The 22007-nt window shown below is 57.1% G+C and carries 23 protein-coding genes; 16 read left to right on the forward strand and 7 right to left on the reverse strand.

Translation table 11 applies throughout. The annotated features are described in order from the left end of the window. Positions 1 to 24: 24 nt before the first annotated feature. The 3 genes from ACR0AP_RS13195 to miaB form a co-directional block, all read right to left on the reverse strand. Entirely contained in the window at positions 25 to 1047 is a 1023-nt protein-coding gene (locus ACR0AP_RS13195) for a PhoH family protein (protein ID WP_480507088.1), read from the reverse strand. A gap of 136 nt (positions 1048 to 1183) precedes the next feature. Then, entirely contained in the window at positions 1184 to 2083 is a 900-nt protein-coding gene (locus tag ACR0AP_RS13200; protein ID WP_480507089.1) for an outer membrane protein, read from the reverse strand. 37 nt (positions 2084 to 2120) lie between these two features. Next, positions 2121 to 3440 carry a tRNA (N6-isopentenyl adenosine(37)-C2)-methylthiotransferase MiaB gene (gene miaB / locus ACR0AP_RS13205; protein ID WP_480507090.1) on the reverse strand — a complete coding sequence of 440 codons (1320 nt, stop codon included), beginning with the start codon at positions 3438 to 3440 and terminating at the stop codon, positions 2121 to 2123. A 122-nt stretch (positions 3441 to 3562) separates the two neighbouring features. Between miaB and ACR0AP_RS13210 the strand changes: the two genes are divergently transcribed. After that, positions 3563 to 4426, forward strand: a complete 864-nt coding sequence (locus ACR0AP_RS13210; protein ID WP_480507091.1) for a hypothetical protein — start codon at positions 3563 to 3565, stop codon at positions 4424 to 4426. A 6-nt stretch (positions 4427 to 4432) separates the two neighbouring features. On the opposite strand, the gene ACR0AP_RS13215 is transcribed toward ACR0AP_RS13210, so the two are convergent. After that, complete coding sequence (locus ACR0AP_RS13215) at positions 4433 to 5230, reverse strand: phytanoyl-CoA dioxygenase family protein (RefSeq protein ID WP_480507092.1); 798 nt, start codon at positions 5228 to 5230, stop codon at positions 4433 to 4435. 83 nt (positions 5231 to 5313) lie between these two features. On the opposite strand from ACR0AP_RS13215, the gene ACR0AP_RS13220 reads away from it, so the two are divergent. After that, the gene (locus ACR0AP_RS13220) at positions 5314 to 6237 is read left to right on the forward strand and encodes a LysR family transcriptional regulator (protein ID WP_480507093.1); all 924 of its coding nucleotides are present in this window, start codon (positions 5314 to 5316) and stop codon (positions 6235 to 6237) included. Here ACR0AP_RS13220 and irrA read toward each other — a convergent pair. Beyond that, positions 6215 to 6631, reverse strand: a complete 417-nt coding sequence (gene irrA / locus ACR0AP_RS13225; RefSeq protein WP_209598312.1) for an iron response transcriptional regulator IrrA — start codon at positions 6629 to 6631, stop codon at positions 6215 to 6217. The genes ACR0AP_RS13220 and irrA overlap by 23 nt on opposite strands. A 188-nt stretch (positions 6632 to 6819) precedes the next feature. On the opposite strand from irrA, the gene fabA reads away from it, so the two are divergent. Genes fabA through ACR0AP_RS13245 form a run of 4 tightly spaced genes read left to right on the forward strand, consistent with a single transcriptional unit; the run spans position 6820 to position 9625 of the window. After that, the gene (gene fabA / locus ACR0AP_RS13230) at positions 6820 to 7329 is read left to right on the forward strand and encodes a bifunctional 3-hydroxydecanoyl-ACP dehydratase/trans-2-decenoyl-ACP isomerase (protein WP_209598228.1); all 510 of its coding nucleotides are present in this window, start codon (positions 6820 to 6822) and stop codon (positions 7327 to 7329) included. Positions 7330 to 7360: 31 nt separating this feature from the next. Further along, positions 7361 to 8590: a beta-ketoacyl-ACP synthase I gene (gene fabB / locus ACR0AP_RS13235; protein WP_480507094.1), complete on the forward strand. Its 1230-nt coding sequence runs from the start codon at positions 7361 to 7363 to the stop codon at positions 8588 to 8590. Between the two features lie 5 nt (positions 8591 to 8595). Continuing rightward, positions 8596 to 9387 carry an enoyl-ACP reductase FabI gene (locus tag ACR0AP_RS13240; protein ID WP_209505367.1) on the forward strand — a complete coding sequence of 264 codons (792 nt, stop codon included), beginning with the start codon at positions 8596 to 8598 and terminating at the stop codon, positions 9385 to 9387. 58 nt (positions 9388 to 9445) lie between these two features. Next, complete coding sequence (locus ACR0AP_RS13245; RefSeq protein ID WP_267366102.1) at positions 9446 to 9625, forward strand: hypothetical protein; 180 nt, start codon at positions 9446 to 9448, stop codon at positions 9623 to 9625. A gap of 33 nt (positions 9626 to 9658) precedes the next feature. On the opposite strand, the gene ACR0AP_RS13250 is transcribed toward ACR0AP_RS13245, so the two are convergent. Next, entirely contained in the window at positions 9659 to 10087 is a 429-nt protein-coding gene (locus tag ACR0AP_RS13250) for an FKBP-type peptidyl-prolyl cis-trans isomerase (protein ID WP_480507095.1), read from the reverse strand. Between the two features lie 126 nt (positions 10088 to 10213). On the opposite strand from ACR0AP_RS13250, the gene ACR0AP_RS13255 reads away from it, so the two are divergent. From ACR0AP_RS13255 to ACR0AP_RS13295, 9 genes are all read left to right on the forward strand, one after another. Then, positions 10214 to 10900 (forward strand): haloacid dehalogenase type II, encoded by a 687-nt coding sequence (locus ACR0AP_RS13255; RefSeq protein ID WP_480507096.1) that lies wholly within the window; start codon positions 10214 to 10216, stop codon positions 10898 to 10900. Then, positions 10900 to 11730 (forward strand): alpha/beta fold hydrolase, encoded by an 831-nt coding sequence (locus tag ACR0AP_RS13260; protein WP_480488282.1) that lies wholly within the window; start codon positions 10900 to 10902, stop codon positions 11728 to 11730. Before ACR0AP_RS13255 ends, ACR0AP_RS13260 begins: the two co-directional genes overlap by 1 nt. Beyond that, positions 11727 to 12701, forward strand: coding sequence for a threonine ammonia-lyase (locus tag ACR0AP_RS13265; RefSeq protein ID WP_480507097.1), 975 nt, complete (start codon positions 11727 to 11729; stop codon positions 12699 to 12701). The genes ACR0AP_RS13260 and ACR0AP_RS13265 overlap by 4 nt, the downstream gene beginning before the upstream one ends. A 60-nt stretch (positions 12702 to 12761) precedes the next feature. Then, positions 12762 to 13550, forward strand: coding sequence for a 3-oxoadipate enol-lactonase (pcaD, locus tag ACR0AP_RS13270; RefSeq protein ID WP_480507098.1), 789 nt, complete (start codon positions 12762 to 12764; stop codon positions 13548 to 13550). Between the two features lie 12 nt (positions 13551 to 13562). Further along, a complete protein-coding gene (locus ACR0AP_RS13275; protein WP_480507099.1) occupies positions 13563 to 14279 on the forward strand; it encodes an alpha/beta fold hydrolase in 717 nt (238 codons plus the stop codon). A gap of 86 nt (positions 14280 to 14365) precedes the next feature. Further along, positions 14366 to 15565, forward strand: a complete 1200-nt coding sequence (locus ACR0AP_RS13280; protein WP_480507100.1) for a TCR/Tet family MFS transporter — start codon at positions 14366 to 14368, stop codon at positions 15563 to 15565. Positions 15566 to 15647: 82 nt separating this feature from the next. Further along, positions 15648 to 16742 carry a Zn-dependent alcohol dehydrogenase gene (locus tag ACR0AP_RS13285; protein WP_480507101.1) on the forward strand — a complete coding sequence of 365 codons (1095 nt, stop codon included), beginning with the start codon at positions 15648 to 15650 and terminating at the stop codon, positions 16740 to 16742. A gap of 23 nt (positions 16743 to 16765) precedes the next feature. Further along, positions 16766 to 17998 (forward strand): mandelate racemase/muconate lactonizing enzyme family protein, encoded by a 1233-nt coding sequence (locus ACR0AP_RS13290; RefSeq protein WP_480507102.1) that lies wholly within the window; start codon positions 16766 to 16768, stop codon positions 17996 to 17998. A gap of 111 nt (positions 17999 to 18109) precedes the next feature. Beyond that, positions 18110 to 18397, forward strand: coding sequence for an ArsR/SmtB family transcription factor (locus tag ACR0AP_RS13295; RefSeq protein ID WP_480488347.1), 288 nt, complete (start codon positions 18110 to 18112; stop codon positions 18395 to 18397). Between the two features lie 6 nt (positions 18398 to 18403). On the opposite strand, the gene ACR0AP_RS13300 is transcribed toward ACR0AP_RS13295, so the two are convergent. Next, positions 18404 to 21457, reverse strand: a complete 3054-nt coding sequence (locus ACR0AP_RS13300) for a cyclic nucleotide-binding domain-containing protein (RefSeq protein ID WP_480507103.1) — start codon at positions 21455 to 21457, stop codon at positions 18404 to 18406. 187 nt (positions 21458 to 21644) lie between these two features. On the opposite strand from ACR0AP_RS13300, the gene ACR0AP_RS13305 reads away from it, so the two are divergent. Continuing rightward, on the forward strand, positions 21645 to 22007 hold the full coding sequence (locus ACR0AP_RS13305; RefSeq protein WP_480507104.1) for a DUF3307 domain-containing protein: 363 nt from the start codon (positions 21645 to 21647) through the stop codon (positions 22005 to 22007).

The following is a 22007-nucleotide window of genomic DNA, read 5'->3' on the forward strand; positions in this document are numbered from 1 at the left end:
CAGCCTCGTTAGCGGGCTATGTGTTCACGTGGTTTCACGGCCCGCATCGGCCTCATACGCCTCGATGATCGCAGCGACAAGCGGGTGACGCACCACGTCTTTCGAAGTGAAGTAGTTGAAGCTGATATTCGGGATCGTTTTCAACAACCTCTCAGCATCCGCCAGGCCCGATTGAACGCCACGCGGCAAATCGACCTGTGACCGGTCGCCAGTTATGACCATGCGGCTTCCTTCGCCCAGACGGGTCAGGAACATCTTCATCTGCATCGTGGTGGCGTTTTGCGCTTCATCCAGAACCACAAATGCGTTGGCCAGCGTACGACCGCGCATAAAGGCCAGCGGAGCGATTTCGATTCGTTTCTCTTCGATCAGCTTGGCCAACTGTTTTCCGGGCAGAAAATCGTTCAGCGCGTCATAAAGCGGCTGCATGTAAGGGTCGACCTTGTCCTTCATGTCGCCTGGCAGATAGCCCAGTTTCTCGCCCGCCTCGACCGCCGGACGGCTCAGGATGATTCGGTCCACATGTCCGCCGATGAACATCGAAACACCGACCGCCACCGCCAGATAGGTCTTACCCGTCCCCGCCGGGCCAATTCCAAAGGCCAGCTCATTCTTGAACAGTGACTGGACATAGGCTTTCTGGGCGTCGGTGCGCGGCTCAACCAGCTTCTTGCGGGTCTTGATCTCGACAGAACCGCCCTTGAACATCTCAAGCTGATCGCCATCGCGGCTTCCAGTTCCCTGCTCCGAAACACCCATCCGCAACTCGCGATCGACGTCTGCGGCCTCAACCTCGCGCCCACCTTCAAGCCGTGTATACAGCGATTGAAGCACTTCAACCGCCTGTTTCTGAGCATCATCATCGCCCATAACAACCAACTGATTGCCGCGACGTACAATCTGGACCGAAAGCTTGGTTTCGATCTCGGCCAGATTGCGGTCATATTCACCGCACAGGTCAATCAGCAATCGGTTGTCTGGAAATTCTACGAACGCCTCGTGTTGGGGCATTTCATCTTGCGGTGGGGTCAGGGCACCGATGGCCAATCCGCTCTCCTGTCTTGGCTGTTCACTCCGAGCGTAGACAACAAATCTTGGTAGGCGCAAGCCACAGTTTCAAAAATAAACGCTGAGATGTCATAACAGCCGATTTAACGGTGATCGGTTGCCGATTGGGCGAACATCAGAAGGTATAGTTCAGCCCGAATCTCAAACCGCTGTATTTTGGTGTGGACTTTGTGGAAAAGCCAGAACTGAACTGGACGTTTTTTGATTGGAATTGGACATATTCATATTCGCCCGTAATCGACCAGTTGCCCGACAACTTGTGCTCGGCCCCTATGCTTGCCGAATAACCGTTCCGCCGATCTGACGCCGAGAAATTCTGAACCGTCGGGCCCAATGCCAAGCTGTTGGTTGTTTCCACATCGCCCCATAGATATCCGACACTGAAGAAATACAGAATTCGTCCGCTGCGGTTTGTCAGACCATTACGAAATCGGAATGCCAGAACATCCGAAATCTCTGTTCCGCCTTGCACATTGACGCCGCCGATCCGCCTGCTGACAGTGTCGTCCAGGGAACCGAACTCATACCCGACTTCAAAGCCATAGACATAGTCGCGCCCACCGGTAGCAGGTAAAATACCACGCCACCCCCCCCGGAGCCCCCCGTATGTCCCCGACAAGTCCTGATCACCGATATCAAACTGCCTGCTGGGCGTTGTCAGGCCAAACCGATCGTCCCCGCCAGAGCCATAACCGCCGGTAAGTCCCAGGTAAAAAGCGCGGACATCGCTGCTGAATCTTTTCGGGCTGACCACTTCCGGATCGCTTATGTCACCTTTCAAATCACCGGCAATGGATGCGCCGGCAATCAGTGTAACAGCGGCAGTTAACGTCAGTGTTCTCAACCTGCTCAGGCTCCAAAAGCTCTTGATAGTCGACACTCGTACCTCCCTCATCCCGTTTTCCGGGACCGGCATATTGCCGATTTGTAGACGCAGATCCTTGCGCCAAAAAAACCATGGCTCCTCTCGGAGCATAGTTCCAAGCAATAAATCAAGGGTAAATTTTGGAAACAAACACCAACTATGGTGTCCGGGAGGTGTTTACACCGACCTACAACAACTCACCGGCCAGAGAATTCGCCCCCGACTCAGTGATCCGGACTTCTCTCAAGTCACCCGTGGCGATCTCTGGTCCTTTTACGTGCACCGAATGCAAATATTCGGACTTTCCAACCATCTGCCCGGACAAGCGACCCGGTTTTTCGAATAGAACGCGGACAGTGCGTCCGACCATACCGTCCTGAATCTCTCGCTGATGGCGCGTGATCAAGGACTGAAGCCGCTGCAACCGTTCATCTGCCGCAGCCGGATCAACCTGCAACCGTTCAGCTGCCGGGGTTCCCGGACGTGTGGAGTATTTGAAGGAATAGGCATAGCCGTATTTGACCTCTTCGACCAAATCCATCGTGGCCTGAAAATCATCTTCGGTCTCTTCTGGGAAACCAACAATGAAGTCCCCCGACATCACGATATCTGAACGCGCCGCACGAATGCGTTCGACCAGCCGCAGATAGCTTTCTGCCGTATGGCTACGGTTCATCCGCTTGAGGATACGGTCCGAACCCGACTGAACCGGCAGGTGCAGATAAGGCATCAGCTTGTCACAGGTGCCATGTGCCTCGATCAGGTCGTCGGCCATGTCGTTTGGGTGCGAGGTCGTAAAGCGGATGCGTTCCAGCCCGTCGACCTTGTTCAGTTCCCAGATCAAGCCGGCAAGCGTCATGTCACCATTCGCCCCGGCACCGTGATAGGCGTTGACGTTTTGGCCCAGCAACGTGATCTCGCGCACGCCGCGTTCGACCAGATCATGGGCTTCGCGGATGATGCGATCGGCTGGGCGGCTGACTTCAGCACCGCGTGTATAAGGAACCACGCAGAAGGCGCAGAATTTATCGCAGCCCTCCTGAACAGTCAAAAACGCCGTCGGTCCGCGCTTGGCCTTGGGGCGGTTTTTCAATTTTTCGAACTTGTCTTCTTCGGGGAAATCCGTGTCCAGCGCCTTTTCGCCCGCTCGGGTCTTTGCCTCCATCTCGGGCAGGCGGTGATAGCTTTGCGGACCGACCACCAGATCAACCAAAGGCTGGCGGCGCATGATCTCTTCGCCTTCCGCCTGAGCAACACAGCCCGCCACGCCGATTTTCAGATCAGGCTTCTCGGCCTTCAGACCCTTGAAGCGCCCCAGTTCGGAATACACTTTTTCTGCCGCTTTCTCGCGGATGTGGCACGTGTTCAGCAGGATCATATCCGCATCTTCGGGGGTCTGGGTTTCAACGTAGCCCTGCCCGCCCAGCGCCTCGGACATGCGTTCACTGTCATAGACATTCATCTGACAGCCATAGGTCTTGATAAACAGCTTCTTCGGTTCGGACATGAGACGGGCCTTTGCATTCGCTGGACCGGCGTCGTCTATATGCTTCGAACGCCGCTTGCAATGCGGGCGCAATTACCCGAATTTGGCGGAACTTTCCAGCAAGACAAAACTGAAAACAGCCGATGCAATACGATTCCCTCGACCATTTCCTGAAAGCCGGGCAACCCGCAATGGCGCAAGGCCCCGTTGCGATGGTCTTTGCCGAGGATGAGGTCGAGTTGGAAAGTACTCTGCATCACCATCTGAAACTAGGGTTCAAATCCGTTATCGCCTTCATGCCTCAGGAGTTCCGACTGGAGCCCGCGTTGACCGACCGGGTGCATCGGGTCACCTTGAAGTGCGTTCCCCGAACGGTGGTTTTCGATACCCTGAACAGAATAATTCAGGCCGCACCCGGCATCTGGATGTATTACTGCTACAACGCCGAATACCTGTTCTTTCCGTTTTGCGAAACGCGCAGCATTGCTGAGATGCTGGCCTTTCACAGCGAAGAACGCCGCAACGCTATGCTGAGCTACGTCATCGACCTTTATGCCGAGGACCTGACCGCTTTTCCCAACGGTGTCGCCCCCGAACAGGCTTTGTTCGACAAAACGGGTTATTATGCCCAATCACGCCGCGACCCTGACGGCCAACCGCTGGACCGCCAGGTGGACCTGTCGGGTGGCTTACGCTGGCGGTTCGAGGATCACATTCCCTATGAACGCCGTCGCATCGACCGCATCCCTCTGTTTAAGGCGCAAAAGGGCCTGATCCTGAAATCGGACCACACGTTCAATGAGCCGGAATTCAATACCTATTCCTGCCCATGGCACCACAACATGACCGCGGCTATTTGTTCCTTCCGCGCCGCGAAGGCGCTCAAAACAAATGCCGGGTCGACTTTTGACATTCCGAATTTTAGCTGGCGCAACTCTGTGCCTTTTGAATGGCACTCGCGGCAGCTGCTGGATCTGGGCCTGATCGAATCAGGCCAGTGGTTCTGAATCGTCTCAGCGCTGAAACAGGACCGGAAACCAGTCTTCGCGAAGACGCTGCCCCGGCGTCATGCCATGGCCGGGAAAAGGTGGAGAGGTTCTGCCTGGACGCTCTACATACCGTGCGTCATCGCCGACCAACCGCAGAGAAAAGGCGCGGCGACGGCTATCCGAGTGGTTACCCCGCGCACCGTGAAGGGTGCGATAATTGAAGGCAACGGCGTCACCGGGGTCCATTTCGAATTCAACGACTTTCATGCCCTCGGCATCCGGGTCCGGCACGGGGATGTACTGCCCTTCATCCGGGAAAAAACCTTCCTCGGAAACCCAGCGAGTTGGCAGCACCTCTTTCTCCCACCGGTGAGAACCTGCGACACAGCGCAACGTCGCCTGCCTGACCGGATCCAGCGGAGACCAGAAGCTGATGGTTTGCTGACCTTCAACGAAGTAATATGGGCCATCCTGATGCCAGGGCGTGGCCATGGATGTCCCGGGCTCTTTTACCAATACGTGGTCGTGAAACACCTGCACGTTTTTAGACTGCATCAGGTCCGCTGCGACCTCGGCCGCAGGCGAGTTTTCGATCACCTCGCGGAACTGCGGGATGCGGGTCCAGTTGCAATAATCGTCAAAGAACAGACCCGTTTGACCCTCTTTCTTGTTTTCTGATGCATACGGGCCAGGCTCTGCCATATTCGCGGCCACACCCTTCCGCAGTTGATCCACATAGTCTGCAAACAGCCCTTTGATCAGAACGACGCCATCATCCTGATAAGTTGTGATCATTTCTTGAGTAACAAGCGGGTGAGGCATCCGGGTCTCCATTCGTTTTCCAATCTTTTGCGTTGAAGATGTGTTCTATTCAAATCATATCTTTCGAAGCTATAATTAACTTCATGTTATATATTTCACTGCGTCAGTACGAATATGTTTGCGCGGTCGGGCGCCACGGCAGCCTGTCCGCAGCCGCACAATACCTGAATGTTTCGCAACCAGCCCTGTCTACAGCCCTGACGCGTGTCGAAGCACATGTGGGTCACCCTCTGTTCATCCGCCGCCGAGGCTCGGCCATGGCGCTGACGCCTCAGGGGCGAAAATTCATCGATCAGGCCGAGACCCTGCTGAAAGGCGCAGCCCAAATCGAGTCATCAGAAACTCCGCCGTCGGGTACGACACGTCTAAGATTGGGGTGTTTTACGGACCTCGCCCCCTTCCTATTGGCACCCGCCCTGCACCATTTGCGCGACACTTTTCCAAACATCGCAATCACATACTTTGCTGCTTCCTTTGAAAGGCTGCTGAACAGATTAATTGATGGCCAGATCGATATTGCCATCACCTATGAGCTGACAATGGATGCGGGGTTCACACGAACAAAACTGTTCGACAGTCAACCAAAGGCCCTAATGCCACCGGATCATCTGTTGGCGACAGCGGGCATGGTCTCACTGGCTGACTTGGCTGCTCACCCGTTGATCCTGTCAACAGAAGGCTGGTCGGCCCAACACATCCTCAGTCTCTTCCGGCGCAACGGTCTGCACCCGACTGTCGCGCATAGGGCGGCGTCGATTGAGATCCAGCGCAGTCTTGCCGCCCATGGCGAAGGGATCGGGATCAGTTATACCAGCCCGCTCAGCCCGGTCAGTTATGACAATAAACGTCTTGTCAGTGTTCCGATCAGCAATCAGGACGCAACTGAATCGGTTGTACTTGCGCGCCACGGAACAGGGCCCTCTGACGCAACGATTGATCAGGTTGAACGTTTGTTGTTGGCGAGTTTGAGAGGCGGTATTGGCGCTACTTTTTGCGCAGGCGAATGACAACGTCGACCGAGGCAATCTCGACCCCTTCGGGTGCTTCGGGCAGGCGCTGGATCACCAATTGGTCCGACGGCGCGTCACTCAGGCGCGCCTCATCCTCCCAATAAAAATGAGGGTGATCATGCGTATTCGTGTCGAAGTAGCTTTTTGACCCGTCCACGGTGATTTCCTGCAGAACGCCAGCGTCGCAAAACGCGCGCAGGGTATTGTAAACCGTCGCCAGTGAAACAGCGTCGCCATTCGCCTTGGCCGATTCAAACAGGCTCTCGGCGGTGACGTGACGATGGCGGCCATCGCCCACCAGAAGCTCGGCCAACGCCACACGCTGACGCGTCGGACGCAGGCCGGCGTTCACCAGCCAACCCGTTGCTATTTCGCCGCTCTGCGGTGTCATTGATCCAATACCCATAGTCACTTCCATTATATATAGGAGCGCATGGTTGGCAATTTCAAATGAAATTCATTCGCAAAGAACGCGGCATACACAACATGATGTAGCCGCTGCTCTTGCAGGACCTTGCAAACGGGTGCTAGACGAGGCCAGATATAACGAACGGACCCACGGCAGGAGAGGCGGCAAGAATGGCCCAGTTCCCAAGCAGTTTTGACAAAGACGATCTGCTGAAATGCGCCCGCGGCGAATTATTTGGCCCCGGCAATGCACAATTGCCCGCCCCGCCAATGCTGATGATGGACCGGATCACCGACATCTCGGATGATGGTGGCCTGCATGGCAAAGGACATGTGCTGGCCGAATTCGATATCACCCCTGACCTTTGGTTCTTTGACTGCCATTTTCCCGGCAACCCGATTATGCCGGGTTGCCTGGGCCTTGACGGTCTATGGCAGCTGACCGGTTTCAACCTGGGTTGGCGTGGCTGGCAAGGGCGCGGCATGGCCGTCGGCGTGGGCGAAGTGAAACTGACCGGTATGGTTCGTCCCGACCGCAAGATGCTAACGTATAAAATCGATTTCAAAAAGGCGATTCAGACACGTCGCCTGACCATGGGTGTGGCAGATGGAATCGTCGAAGCCGATGGCGAGATGATCTATGATGTCAAAGATATGAAGGTCGTTCTGTCCGAGGCCTGAGCCTGACCGACCCGAAATAAGGAGTGCGCACATGCGTCGAGTAGTCGTCACCGGTCTGGGGGTAGTGTCTTCGATCGGGAATAATGCCCAAGAGGTTCTGGCCTCGCTCAAAGCAGGTAAATCCGGGATCGAAGCCAGCGAACAGATGGCGGAACATGGGTTTCGCAGTCAGATCGCGGGAACGCTCAAGATTGACGTGGCTGAACACGTGGACAAACGCACCCTGCGCTTCATGGGTCCGGGCGCGGCTTACGCTCATATCGCCATGTCTCAGGCCATTGCAGATTCTGGTCTGACCGAGGACCAGGTAGTCAACCCGCGCACAGGTTTGGTGGCTGGATCCGGCGGCCCGTCGACAAGCGCGATGCTGACGGCGCATCAGACCGTTCTGAAGACAGGTGCGACCAAGCGGATCGGGCCGTTCGCAGTGCCGAAATGCATGTGTTCGACAATCTCGGCAAACCTGGCGACCGCATTCAAGATCAAGGGTATCAACTATTCGATCACCTCGGCCTGCTCGACCTCACTGCATTGCATCGGCAACGCGGCCGAACAGATCATGCTGGGCAAGCAGGACGTCATGTTCGCTGGCGGCGGCGAGGAACTGGACTGGACACTTTCGTGCCTGTTCGATGCGATGGGCGCGATGTCGTCGAAATATAACGACACGCCCGAGAAAGCCTCGCGCGCGTTTGACGAAAACCGTGACGGGTTTGTGATTTCCGGTGGCGGCGGCATCCTCGTTCTGGAGGAGTTGGAGCACGCTCTGGCCCGCGGCGCAAAGATTTATGCCGAAGTCACCGGCTATGCTGCTACCTCGGATGGCCACGACATGGTGGCCCCTTCGGGTGAAGGCGGCGAGCGCGCGATGCGGCTGGCGTTGGACACACTGCCCGAAGGTCGCAAGGTCGGCTATATCAATGCACATGGGACCTCGACACCTGTCGGTGATGTGGGCGAAGTAGAGGCTGTGCGCCGAATCTTCGGTGAAGGTAACGTGCCACCGATTTCCTCGACCAAATCAATGACTGGCCACGCGCAAGGCGCGGCAGGAGCGCTTGAGGCGATCTTCTGCCTACTCATGCTGGACAATGATTTCATTACGCCGTCGATCAATGTCGACACACTCGCCCAAGGCATCCTGCCCGGTGAAATTGCAACTGAAGTGGTTGAAAACGCAGGACTGGACAGTGTCATGACCAACAGCTTCGGCTTTGGCGGCACCAACGGGTCCATGATTCTGTCTAAGTATAACGGGTGAAAGTGATGTCGGATCTTCTCAAAGGTAAGCGCGGCCTGATCATGGGCGTGGCCAATGACCGCTCAATCGCGTGGGGCATTGCCAAGGCCATGCACGAGGCAGGCGCAGAATTGGCCTTCACCTATCAGGGCGAGGCGTTCGGCAAGCGGCTGGAACCTCTCGCTCAAAGCTTGGGCAGCGATTTCATGGTGGATGCTGATGTGACCGACGACGAGTCACTGGATCGCGCCTTTGGTGAGTTGGCCAAGCGTTGGCCCACCATCGACTTTGTTGTTCATGCGATTGCGTATTCGGACAAGTCCGAGCTAACAGGTCGGTTTCTGAATACCACGCGGGCCAACTTCAAACACTCGATGGACGTTTCGGCCTATTCTTTCATCGAGGTAGCACGCCGCGCCTATCCAATGATGAAGGACAATGGGGGCTCGCTGCTGACGCTGACCTATCAGGGATCAAACCGCGTAGTACCGAACTACAACGTCATGGGTGTTGCCAAGGCTGCGCTGGAATCGGCGACCCGTTATCTGGCCAATGACCTTGGCCCGGATGGTATCCGCGTGAACGCAATCTCACCGGGACCGATGAAAACCCTTGCCGGTGCCGCCATTGGCGGGGCGCGCAGGACATATAAGTTCTGCGATCAGAATGCGCCGATGCGTTCGAATGCCACTCTGGAAGCTGTTGGCGGGACCGCAGTTTACCTGACATCTGATGCGGGAGCCTGCACGTCTGGCGAAATCATCCGCGTTGACGGTGGTTTCCACGTTCTGGGCATGCCGCAACCCGATTTCATGTGACCATATCTTTCCCTGCCGCCGCCAAGATTTCACCATCTTTGGGCGGCAGGACTTCGATATGAGCAAGCTAGATCAAATCATTGCAAACAACGCACGATCAGTGCAAAGCCGGAAGAAGTCCGGTTTCCTCAGCCAGCGGGCCAGAGTGCTGCTGCTCGCGCTGACATCATTACTGCTGGTGTTTGTCTTTTTCACCCAGCCACAGGTGCGCGCGGCTGTTGAAGCTTTGATCGGCTGAAGTCCGGGCAGGCGTTCCAACCCGAACTATGTCTCAATTGATCGAGACGACTTCAATCTCAAACACCAGATCCTGTCCGGCCAACGGATGGTTTCCATCCAGGGTCACAGTCGCTTCGTTGGTGTCCACAACTGTCACAGGTACGGCCTGACCGTCCGGTGTCTGCATCTGCAGTTGAGTGCCCGGATCCAGCGGAATATCCTCGGGAATACCCTCGCGGGGGATTTCCTGACGCATCGCAGGGTTGATCGGGCCGTAAGCGTCGGTGCAGGCAATCTCGACCCGTTTCTTGTCACCTGCGGACAAACCGGGCATGGCACTGTCCAGACCGGGAATGATCTGGCCCGATCCTACCACGAACTCCAACGGATCGCGCCCATCCGAACTGTCAAAGACTTTGCCATCCAACAATGTCCCTGTGTAATGGATGCGAACCGTGTCACCTTGCTTGATTTCGGTCATAGTGGCCTCCGGCCGTTTTTAGGGGTTAAGCGGCCAACCCTAGAGATTGACACAAAGTTGTAAACCCTTGGCCCTTTCCCCCCCTTTCGCGTTGTGCCAACCTGCGCGCAATCAAAGGAGGGTCATATGGCAATCACGACCTGCGTGTTCGACGCCTACGGAACGCTGTTTGACGTAGCGGCCGCCGCCCGGCAGGCGGCAGGCGAGCCGGGGTTCGAAGCCCTGAAAGACAAATGGCCCGAGGTCGCGGGACATTGGCGCCTGAAGCAATTGCAATACACATGGCTGCGCGCTGTGGCGGATGCCCATGCGGATTTTTGGGATGTCACGCAGGACGGGCTGGACTGGGCGCTGGAAGCTGCCGGCCTTCAGGGCAACCCAGAATTGCGCCAACGCCTGCTGGATCTTTATTGGGAGTTACAGGCCTATCCCGAAGTTCCTGTCATGCTGAATGCCCTCAAGGATGGCGGGATGCAGACTGCCATCCTGTCCAACGGATCACCGCCCATGCTGGACGGTGCTGTTCAATCCGCCGGGATCGGCGATGTGCTGGATGACGTGCTGTCGGTCGAAAGCGTTGGGGTCTTCAAGCCCCATTCCCGTGTCTATGATCTGGTTCAGAACAGGTTTGACTGCGCCCGCGACGAAGTCTTGTTCGTCAGTTCAAACGGCTGGGATGCCGCGGGGGCCAGCGGTTATGGTTTTGTCACCGCCTGGGTCAATCGGGTCGGGGAACCAATGGACCGGCTGCCGTGGACGCCAGCGCATGTTCTGTCTGATTTGACCACCATTCCCAAGCTGGCTGGTCTTTGATGTCAGACTTTACGACTTCGGACGGCAAGCGCATCTATTTCGAAGACCATGGATCGGGCACGCCGCTTTTGTGTCTGGCCGGATTGACTAGGAACAGCCGGGATTTTTCGTATTTCGCACCACATGCCACTGAACTGCGCATGATTGCGATGGATTACAGGGGGCGCGGCCGCTCGGACTACGATCCCGATTTCATGAACTACAACATCTTTCGTGAATCCCATGACGCGATTGAACTGCTGGATTTTCTGGGCATCGAAAAAGCGGTCATTCTGGGCACCTCGCGGGGCGGGCTGATTGCCATGGCACTGGCAGCAAGCCACCCCGAACGTTTGGTCGGTGTGATCCTAAACGATGTGGGGCCCGTCATCGAGACGTCAGGCATAGCCAAGATCATGGCCTATGTGGGCGCGCAACCCACCGCGAAAACCCATGACGAAGCTGCTGCCGCCCTGAAACATATGATGGAGCCGCAATTTCCCAGGGTTCCGCTGGAGATCTGGCGCAAACAGGCCGAAATTCAATACAAACAACAAGGGGACGGGCTGGCGCTGCGCTATGACCCGGCCCTGCGCAAGGCGCTTCTGGAACAGGCCGCGAGCGGTGCCATACCCGATTACTGGTTGTTTTTTGAAGCGCTGCGCAACATACCCTGCGGCGCGATCAGGGGCGCGAACTCGGACGTTCTGAGCGCCGAAACCCTGGCTGAGATGCATCGGCGGCATCCCGGTCTGATCTCGGCCGAAGTCCCGGATCGCGGGCATGTTCCGTTCCTGAATGAGCCTCAATCTCTGGATGTCATCAAAAAGGTATTGAAGAACGCTGCATGAGCACAATTGAAATGATCGAAGCTGCGGCCAAACGGCTTAAGGGACATGTCCGCGAGACACCAATTCTGTCGTCGCCATTTCTTGACGCGATCGCCGGGCGCCGGATTTGGGTCAAGCCGGAATGCCTGCAACATACGGGCAGTTTCAAGTTTCGGGGGGCTTGGTCTGCCATATCCGCGCTGGACGAAGACATACGCCAGTGCGGCGTGATTGCCTATTCCTCGGGCAACCACGCGCAGGGCGTTGCGATGGCGGCGTCGAAACATGGAATTGCTTCGGTCATTGTCATGCCGTCGGACGCGCCGCACCTGAAAATCGAAAACACCCGAGCGCTTGGGGGTGAAGTTGTTCTTTACGACCGCGCAAACGAAAGCCGCGAAGAGATCGGGGAAACCATCGCCGCCGAACGCGGGCTAACCCTGATCCGGCCATATGACGAGCCTCAGGTGATTGCCGGGCAAGGTACCACCGGCTTGGAAATCTCCAGAAAAGCAGCGGAACTTGGGGTTTCTCAGGCGGATGTTCTGGTCTGTTGTGGTGGCGGCGGCCTCACCTCTGGCATTGCGCTGGCGCTTGAAAAACACGCCCCCGACCTAAGGGTACGCCCGTGCGAACCGGAAGGGTTCGATGACGTCAAACGATCACTGGCGACGGGACGGATTCAGAACAACAACGCGGCATCAGGCAATATTTGCGATGCTATCCTGACACCGCAACCCGGCGATATCACCTTTCCCATCCTAAACCGTCTTTGCGGACCCGGTATTTCGGTCACCGAAGACGAGGCGCTGCGGGCCATGGCACTTGCTTTCCTGCGCCTCAAGATCGTGCTGGAACCCGGCGGCGCAGTCGCATTGGCCTCGGCGCTGTTCCGGGGCGACGAGATCGAGGGCGACGACGTGATCGTAGTTACTTCGGGTGGTAATGTCGATCCGGATGTTTTTGCCAGGGCGTTGGAATTCCTGACCTGACAGGCACCCCAAACCTGTGCAAGTTGCACCTGGAACGCCGGGGCTGCAAGGACCTGAGTCATGAAGATCGCTGATCTGGGCGACGTGAAACTGAATTACCGTGTCGATGGTGCGGCGGATGGCGCGCCACTGGTTTTTGCCAACCCATTGGGAACAAACCTGCACCTGTGGGACGCCGTGTTACCGCACTTGCCCAAGGGGTTGCGCATCATCCGGTATGACAAGCGCGGACATGGGCAATCCTCGGTTCCACCGGCGCCTTATTCTATGGGCGCCCTGATCCGCGATGCCGAGGCGCTGCTGGATCACCTGAAGGTTCGCGACTGCGTTTTTGTCGGCCTGTCCATTGGCGGCATGATTGCACAGGGGCTGGCCGTCAAACGTATGGATCAGATACGTGCGCTGGTTCTGTCGAACACAGCCGCCAAAATCGCCACACCCGCAGTCTGGCAGGATCGGATCGACGCAGTGCGTCGCGGTGGGATCGAAGCACTGGCGGACGCCACGATGGAACGCTGGTTTTCTCGTGATTTCCGCGCGGCGCAAGACCACCTGTCATGGCGCGACATGATGATCAGCCAACCGCTTGACGGGTATCTGGGCTGTTGCGCTGCCATCGCCGGGACCGACTTCTATACACCCACAAGCGGCCTGCGCCTGCCTACACTTGGCATCGCCGGAAGCGCGGACGGCTCGACCCCGCCCGATCTGGTGCGCGAAACTGTTGACCTGATCCCCGGATCGCGATTCGAACTGATCCGCAGGGCCGGCCATTTGCCCTGTGTCGAGAAACCCGCAGAATACGCAGCAATCCTAACTCGGTTTCTGATCGATATCGGGCATATCTGAAGGAGAACAGCGATGGCGTCTTTCCTGTTGGTCCACGGCTCCTGCCACGGTGCCTGGTGCTGGCGCGATCTGATCCCCGCGCTGGAGGCTTTGGGACACTCTGCCCGGGCCATAGACTTGCCCAGTCATGGGGCGGATCCAACGCCGGTGTCCGAGGTGACTCTGGACACTTGCCGCGATGCCGTTCTGAACGCCTGCACACCCGATACGATTGTCGTGGGTCACTCGTGGGGCGGCTATCCGATCAGCGCCGCCGCCGAGGCTCGACCGGACGCCATGCGCGCCCTGATCTTTCTGTGCGCCTACGTGCCTCACGATGGGCTTTCGCTGGCAGACATGCGCAGACGCGGGCCACGGCAAACCATAGCACACGCAGTGGAAAAATCCGCAGACGGTCTGTCTTACACCGTGTCGGTAGACGCCATACCCAAGCTGTTCTATCACGATTGTCCGGACGATATTCTGCCCTTTGCCTATGCACGCTTGTGCCCACAGGCCATTCGCCCCCAGGAAACACCACTGCCGGTCAGCACCAATTTCGACGAAGTACCCAAGGCCTATATCCGCACCACGGATGACCGAACGATCCCCACGGAATATCAGGCGGACATGTGCGAGTTCATCCCCGAGGAGCTGCGACGAACCATCGACAGTTCGCATTCTCCGTTTTTCTCGCATCCACAGGAACTGGCTGGACTGCTTACCGAATTGGCAAACAAATTCGGGTGATACCGCAGATTGTACGTAAAACTCTGTCTTTCCACATTCGGTGACTGTGCCTAGGGTGCCACGAACAGATCACCTGCCCGAGTCCCATGCGCCTGCCATCACTCTTCATCCTCAGCATCGTCATGATCGACGCAATGGGCATTGGTCTGGTGATGCCAATCATGCCGCAACTGATTGTTGATGTGCAGGGCAGCTCGCTTGCCAATGCGGCAATCTGGGGCGGAGTGCTGAGTACCGCTTTTGCGGCGATGCAATTCATCTTTGGTCCAATCCTTGGAAACCTGTCCGACGCCTATGGCCGCAGAACCGTGCTGCTGGTGTCGCTGTTCGTCATGGCGCTTGATTATATGGTCATGGCCGTGGCGGGCAGTATCTGGCTGTTGCTGGCCGGTCGTATTGTCGGCGGTATTACCGCAGCCACGCATTCCACCGCCGCCGCGTTCATGGCGGATATTTCCGATCCCAAGGACAAGGCCGCAAACTTTGGCCTGTTGGGGGCTGCCTTTGGCGTGGGTTTTGTCCTCGGCCCGGTGATCGGCGGATTGCTCAGCGAATATGGAACCCGTGCCCCGTTTTGGGCGGCGGCAGGGTTGGTGGCACTGATCTTTGTCATCGGCTGTTTCGTGATGCCAGAAACCGTAACCGACAAGACCCGGCGCGCCTTCAACTTGCGCCGCGCCAACCCGGTGAATTCGCTGCGCGCCATTGCTGCGCTTCCTGGTATCCGACCATTGTTATGGGTCTACTTCCTGTATTCGGTCTCAATCTACGTCTACCCCGCCATCTGGTCCTTTTTCACCACCGAACGGTTCGGCTGGTCCCCTCAGATGATCGGCCTGTCACTGGGCGTCTATGGGATCGGCATGGCCGTTGTGCAGGGCGGTCTGATCCGTCCCGCAATCCGATTATGCGGAGAACGGGGCGCCATCATCTACGGGATGGGTTTTGAGATCCTCAGTTTCGCAATTTTGGCCTTTCTGACCAACGGGTTCATTGCGCTTTTGTTCATCCCAATCACCGCAATCGGGGCAATCACGACACCGGCACTTCAGGCAATGATGTCCAAAGCGACACCGGATTCGCAGCAAGGAGAGTTGCAAGGCGTGTTGGCCGCGCTCCACGCGCTTTCGATGGTAATCTCGCCTCTGGTCATGACCAGCGTATTTGCGCAATTCATTCGCCCCGACACACCGCTGTACCTGCCGGGTGCTCCGTTCCTGCTGGCACTGGCGCTGATGCTGGCCGGGTTTGTGTTGTTTCGCCGGTCCCCGCCTGTCGCGGCTTAACAACGACACACACATGACGGTTTCTGCCTTGCGATCAACGCTTTCCCACGCCACCGTGGGGCCAACGGGAATGAGGGAAATCATGCAAACAATCAAAGCCGCAGTCTGCCGGACATTCGGCGAACCCCTGGTTATCGAAGAGGTTCAGCTGGCACCCCCCGGCACGGGCGAAGTCGAAGTGACGCTGGATGCAGTGGCCATCTGCCATTCAGACATATCCTATGCCGAGGGTGCCTGGGGAGGCTTCCTGCCCGCCGTTTACGGCCACGAAGCCGCAGGTGTGATCTCGGCAGTTGGAGAGGCCGCCGGGGACTTCAGGATTGGCGAGCCCGTGGTTGTGACCCTGATCCGCGCGTGCGGGTCCTGCCCCACCTGTGCCGGAGGGCACCCGACAAATTGCGAAACTCCGTACGACACCGTCAAAGGCCCGCTGAAAACGGCTGAAGGCGAACCGTTGGAGCAGGCCATGGCCTGCGGTGCTTTTGCCGAAAAGGTCGTGGTGAGCCATCGGCAGATCGTCAGGATACCCGAAAGCCTGCCCAAAGACCTGGCCAGCCTTCTGTCTTGCGGGGTGATCACCGGGGTCGGTGCTGCGGTTAACGCCGCCAATTTGCGTCCGGGTCAGGATGTCGTTGTCATCGGCGCGGGTGGTGTTGGCCTGAACGCCATTCAGGGCGCACGGATCGCGGGTGCACGGCGAATCGTGGCCGTGGACATGACAGAAGAAAAACTGGAAATCGCAAAGGAATTCGGCGCGACTCATGGCGTATTGGCCAGCCTGAAAGAGCCCTGGAAAGCAGCGTTCAAAGCCCTTGGCGGGCGCGGGGCCGATGCGGTTCTGATTACGGTCGGCGCAATCGCCGCCTATGATCAGGCCCCTCGCTATCTTGGCCGCGGCGGCAAGGCCATCATGATCGGAATGCCGCATTCGGGTGGCATGGCCAACTATGAACCGGTTGTTCTGGCAGCCCTGGGGCAGGGTGTTGTCGGCTCGAAAATGGGTGATGTGGTTATTCAGCGGGACATCCCATGGATGATTGACCTTTATGAGCAGGGTCGGTTGAAGCTGGACGAGTTGATCTCGGGCCGCTGGTCGCTGGACCAGATCAACGAGGCCATTGCCGATACCAAAACCGGATCTGCCAAGCGCAACGTGATCCTGTTCGACAGAACCTGATCCCCCGGCTCGGAGGAACTGAGATGAAACTGCAGGATCTCGACGTCATCGTCACTGCCCCACCCGCTCCGGGTTGGGGGGGGCGATACTGGATATTGGTTAAACTGACGACTGACACCGGCATCACCGGTTGGGGCGAATGCTATGCCTCGTCCGTCGGACCCGAGGCGATGCGCCACGTCATCCGGGATGTGTTCGAACGGCACATGCTGGGCGAGAACCCCGAAAACATCGAACTTATGTTCCGTCGCGCCTATTCCAGCGGTTTCACGCAGCGCCCCGACTTGACGGTGATGGGCGCATTCTCAGGGTTAGAGATCGCCTGCTGGGATATTCTGGGCAAGGATCGCGACCGCCCGGTTTACGCCCTGTTGGGCGGCAAGGTGAACGAACGAATTCGCTCCTACACTTACCTCTACCCTTTGCCGCATCACACTTTGACCGACTTCTGGACTTCTCCCGAACAAGCGGGCGAAACCGCTGCTGAAATGGTGCGGCACGGCTATACCGCTGTGAAATTCGACCCGGCAGGCCCCTATACGATCCGTGGCGGCCACATGCCCGCGATGAGTGACATTTCCATGTCCGTCGCCTTTTGTAAGGCAATTCGCGATGCGGTGGGGGACAAGGCCGACCTGCTGTTTGGCACACACGGTCAGTTCAACACGGCTGGAGCCATCCGGTTGGGGCAGGCGCTGGAACCATACCAACCCCTATGGTTCGAAGAACCCACGCCACCTGATATGATCGAGGACATGGCCCGTGTCGCCCGCAACGTCCGTATCCCCATCGCCACCGGAGAACGCATGACAACCAAGGCTGAGTTCGGAGCCGTTCTGCGCGCCGGGGCTGCGGAAATCCTGCAACCGGCGCTGGGGCGAGCCGGCGGAATCTGGGAGATGAAGAAAGTCGCCGCCATAGCAGAGATATTTAATGCTCAGATGGCGCCACATCTTTATGCAGGACCGGTCGAATGGGCCGCCAATGTCCACCTGGCCGCGTCGATCCCGAACCTGCTGTTGCTGGAAACCATCGAAACACCGTTCCATAATCAGCTTATCAAAGGCTCCATTCAGGTAGAGAACGGCTTCGTGATCGCTCCGACCGATCCGGGCCTTGGGATCGACATCGACGAAGAACTGGCGCGCGCGCATCCGTATGAAGGTCGCGGCTTGCATCTGCAAATGCAGGAAGAGCCCTGCGATTATGTTAACGGCAATGCTTTTCAGGGCGGTGCCCCTGCAACCGAGGGGTGACAACACAGACGTGTTTGAGGCATATTAACCCAAGATTAATGGCACAACGGTCAAAACGTGACACTCCTAGAAACCGAACCTCAGGCACACACCTCGGACACACCATCAGAAATGAAAGAAAATGCAGCCCGCGCGGCGGCATTTCTCAAGACACTGGCGCATGAAGGGCGCCTGATGATCCTGTGCCACCTTGGAAATGGTGAGAAATCCGTAGGCCAGCTTGAAGATTTGCTGCAATTGCGGCAAGCCGCCGTCAGCCAGATGTTGGCACGCTTGCGGGAAGAAGGGTTTGTCACCACCCGAAGGGATGGCAAAACGATCTATTATTCGCTGCGCGATGGGAATGCAGCGCAGATGATCGGCCTGCTGTACGATCTGTTTTGCGAACCTGCCAGCTGATCACGTCTAATTGGACACGTAACCGGCGATCACCTGCATCAGCTTGAACGCGGTTGCCGCATCGTTTTCCACAACGGCCAGGAACTCTTCTTCACCGATCCGAAGACAGGATAGGTTTGTTTCGGCCACCATGCTCAGCGCGCGTGGTTCTTTGCGGATCAGACCAAGCTCACCCACCAATGCGCCCGGCCCCACGGTGGTGATCAACTGGTCGGGGCCATCTTCCTGCGGCAGGTACAGGCCGGCCTCACCCTCCAGCACCACATAAGCGCCATCGGTCGGCTGATCATCTTTCAGGAACACCACCTGCCGGGGCTTGGCATCAAACCACTGCGCGCCAAAAGCCAGAAGGCGCAATTGCCTCCGGTCCAGTCCCGAAAACAAGGGAGTTTGCTCCAGCGCGCGGAGTTTCCGCGCCAGATCTGCTGAAGATGCGCTGTCTTTTCCCACGTCCACCGGTCCTCCGTCCGAGACGACACGACCTTGCCGGATTTCCACGAACATGTCGAATACGTCCGGGTTTTCGAACTGGTCATTGAGGTAGAACACCGTGGCATCCGGCAACAACTCGCGCAGCTTCTTGTAGACCGACACCTGCGTTTTCATGTCGTAACTGGCCAATGCCTGCTCCAGGATCAGGATATCCGGCTTCTTGATTGTCGCGCGGGTAAACGCCAGCGGTTCGGCAAAAACCGCCGGAAGGCTCTGCCCACCCAAAGCAACCGGAATGTCATAAATCAGCTCGACCACCAAAGGACGCGCGCCGTTCTCCTCCAACACGTCCACAATGACCTTGCGGGCCTCATCCGATCGCGCGCCACCAATCTGGCTGACCTTGCCGAACAGCGCGTTTTCCATGACCGTCAATCCAGGCGCGAAATCTTCCGGGTCCAGCGGAACAAAAGCGTCCTTGAGACTTTCCAACAGCTTGTCCGAATGACTCTGCCTCAGTTCCAGAATGCGGTCCTTCAGCTCATCCGTGAACGCCGGGCCAATCTGTTCAGCCGAGACGACGAAAGGCACGGCCAACATACTGGCCAGCTGTTCGTCATCCAGCCCTGACGTTCCCTCTTTGCGGGTCTGTTCAACCAGCTCCACAGCTGCCTCATAGGTCTTTGCATCAAGACCCAGCTTGCGGAACAACGGATGGTCGGTTCCGTCGAACCCGAAGATCTGGCGCAGCATCTCGATCACGTCACGCGTCAGGGCGATCAACGTCTCATCCAGTCCCAACTCTCGCAACTGCATGAGGAAAACCTTCTGCCGGGCAAGCAAAGCCTGCGTCACCGGCACGCGAGGCGTCGCAAAAAGCAGGTTTTCTGCAACAGGCAGCGCCGGGTTGTAAACATTCCGGTCGAAAATCAGCGCCTGCTGCTCAAGACCCGCGTCATGGACCGCCTGCCGCACAAGCGGGCGCAGCTCGACCAGTTTCTTTGCCAGTTCGCAGTGTTCGGTCGCAACAAAGCTCTGTTCAGCACCACGCCGGAACAGGGCAGCCCCGGACCCCATTCCATCAATCAGTTGCAACCACCAATCGCGCAACGCCGTCGCGTCTTCAAACCCGGCCAGCGCCGGGTCAAGCCATTCCGCCCTGAACGGATCCATGCTGTTTCCAGCCCGCAAGGTCTCGGCAAAATCTGGGTCATCTGTGGATTCAGCCAAGGGTTTGAACCGCATCGGCATCATCACGTTGTCACCCAACGTTCCCTGAAACATGACCGGGCGGGATGTGGCATACCCGATACGTGCGGCCACCACGCCCTGATGCAGGTCTGCCAGGTTCAGATCCCCCACCTGAACCGTGCCGGCAGCGGGCAAAATCTCGCGAGTCAGTAACTCCCCCATGGCGCGACGGTCCTCTTCGCTGGGTGCGGCGATACCAATCGTTTTGCCGCCGGGGAAAGTCAGATTCAGATCATCCAGCACCTGATTGCCGTCCATGTCGCGAACCGAGACGTGCTTTAGCTCTATATCGCCGCTGAGGTGGGGGCGCTCTGCTGGTTCGCCCTCGAACAGCGCTTCGTCCTTCAGTCCGGCCGGATCGAAACGGTCAACGACGATATCCCAGCGCAACGACATGTCCTGAGTTTGGTTGTAATAGGTCAGCAGCTCTTTCCAGGGTGAGCTCAGATCCTTGTACGCCGCCAGCGCCGCAACCAACGCCCCCAAAGAAACCGAGCCCTGCAACACCAGAAGGCCACCGATCAGGTAGAACATGAATGGTGTCAGCTGCGAGATGAAGTTGTTTATGAACTTCATAAAGAACTTCTTCTGGTAAATATCAAAGCGGATCGCAAAAAGCCGCCCCAACTGATCAGAGATCATAGCCCGGCGATAACGCCAGCCGCCATTGCTGCGAAGGGTGGACGCCCCTGCCGCGTTTTCGCCAATCTGCGCAGCCAACGACCGTACTTCCTGAATACGTTTCTTGTTCAACAGGTTGATCTGACGTTGCAATTTTGGGATTAACCAGGCCTGCACCGGGATCAGGGCGACTGCGGCCAGTCCGAACCAAAAGCTTTGCAAGAACAGGAAAGAAAGGATGGTGATCATCTGACCGGCTTGCAGAACCGGCTGGCTGATCGCATCGCCCATCAAACCACCCATCGGTTCGCTCTCGGCTGTGATCATCGAAACCATTTCGCCCTGGCTGACCCGCTCGAAATAGGGTTGCGGAAAAAGGAGCGCGCGGCTGACCAACTGATATCGGAACCGCCGCAGCATGCGTTCGCTCAGCACACCCTTCATGGTGTTGATGCGCATTTTCATCAGCCCGTGCGCCAACACGGCAGCAAGGAAAGCAAAACACAAAATAATCAGGAAATTCGTCTGTGAAAGTGTATAACCCCAGACATCCACTTCGGCAGTTGTCGAACCGATTGCGTCGTTGATAATGCGCTTGGGCAATTCCAGCGTAAGATAGAGCAACGGAAACAACGTTGCCGTCACAGCCAGCAGAACTAGCTGGTCGCGCTTTGAGTATTTCCAGATAAAGCGGAAAATCGTGCGTTCTATGGAACCTGCCCCTACTGCTGGCTGATAACGCGGCCCGGATGCCACGCACCCGGATTCAACGGTTTGAATTTACTGCCATACTGACACGATATGCAATTTTTTTCCCACCTGAGAATTTTCTTGATCTTATGTGAACTAGTTCATTTACGCATGGCAGGGTTATTGCCTACAGTTGGTACAGAGCGATATCGGGAGGGTTCTTTTGACTGCCAGTATTGGCGCGGTGTTACTTATGCTTTGCCTTTTTCAGGTCAAGCATATGTTCGCTGACTACTACCTCCAGACACCGAAAATGCTCTCTGGCAGAGGTGAGTATTTTCACCTGGGACGCGCGCAGCACGCAGCAGTACATGTTGCGGGCTCTGTCATCGTGTTTGCCGTGTTTGGCGCTCCGGTATTGTTCATCCTGATTGTCGGACTTCTTGAATGGGTGATTCATTTCAATATCGATTTCTTGAAAGCAAGCTATTCAGACAAGAAACAGCTTGAGCCGACACAGGCCGCGTTCTGGCGTGCGGCTGGGTTAGACCAGTGCCTGCACAATCTGACTTATGTGGCGATGGTCTGGGCCTGGGTGACTTTCGGGGCAGCGTAG

The sequence above is a fragment of the Ruegeria sp. AF7 genome (assembly GCF_056541885.1).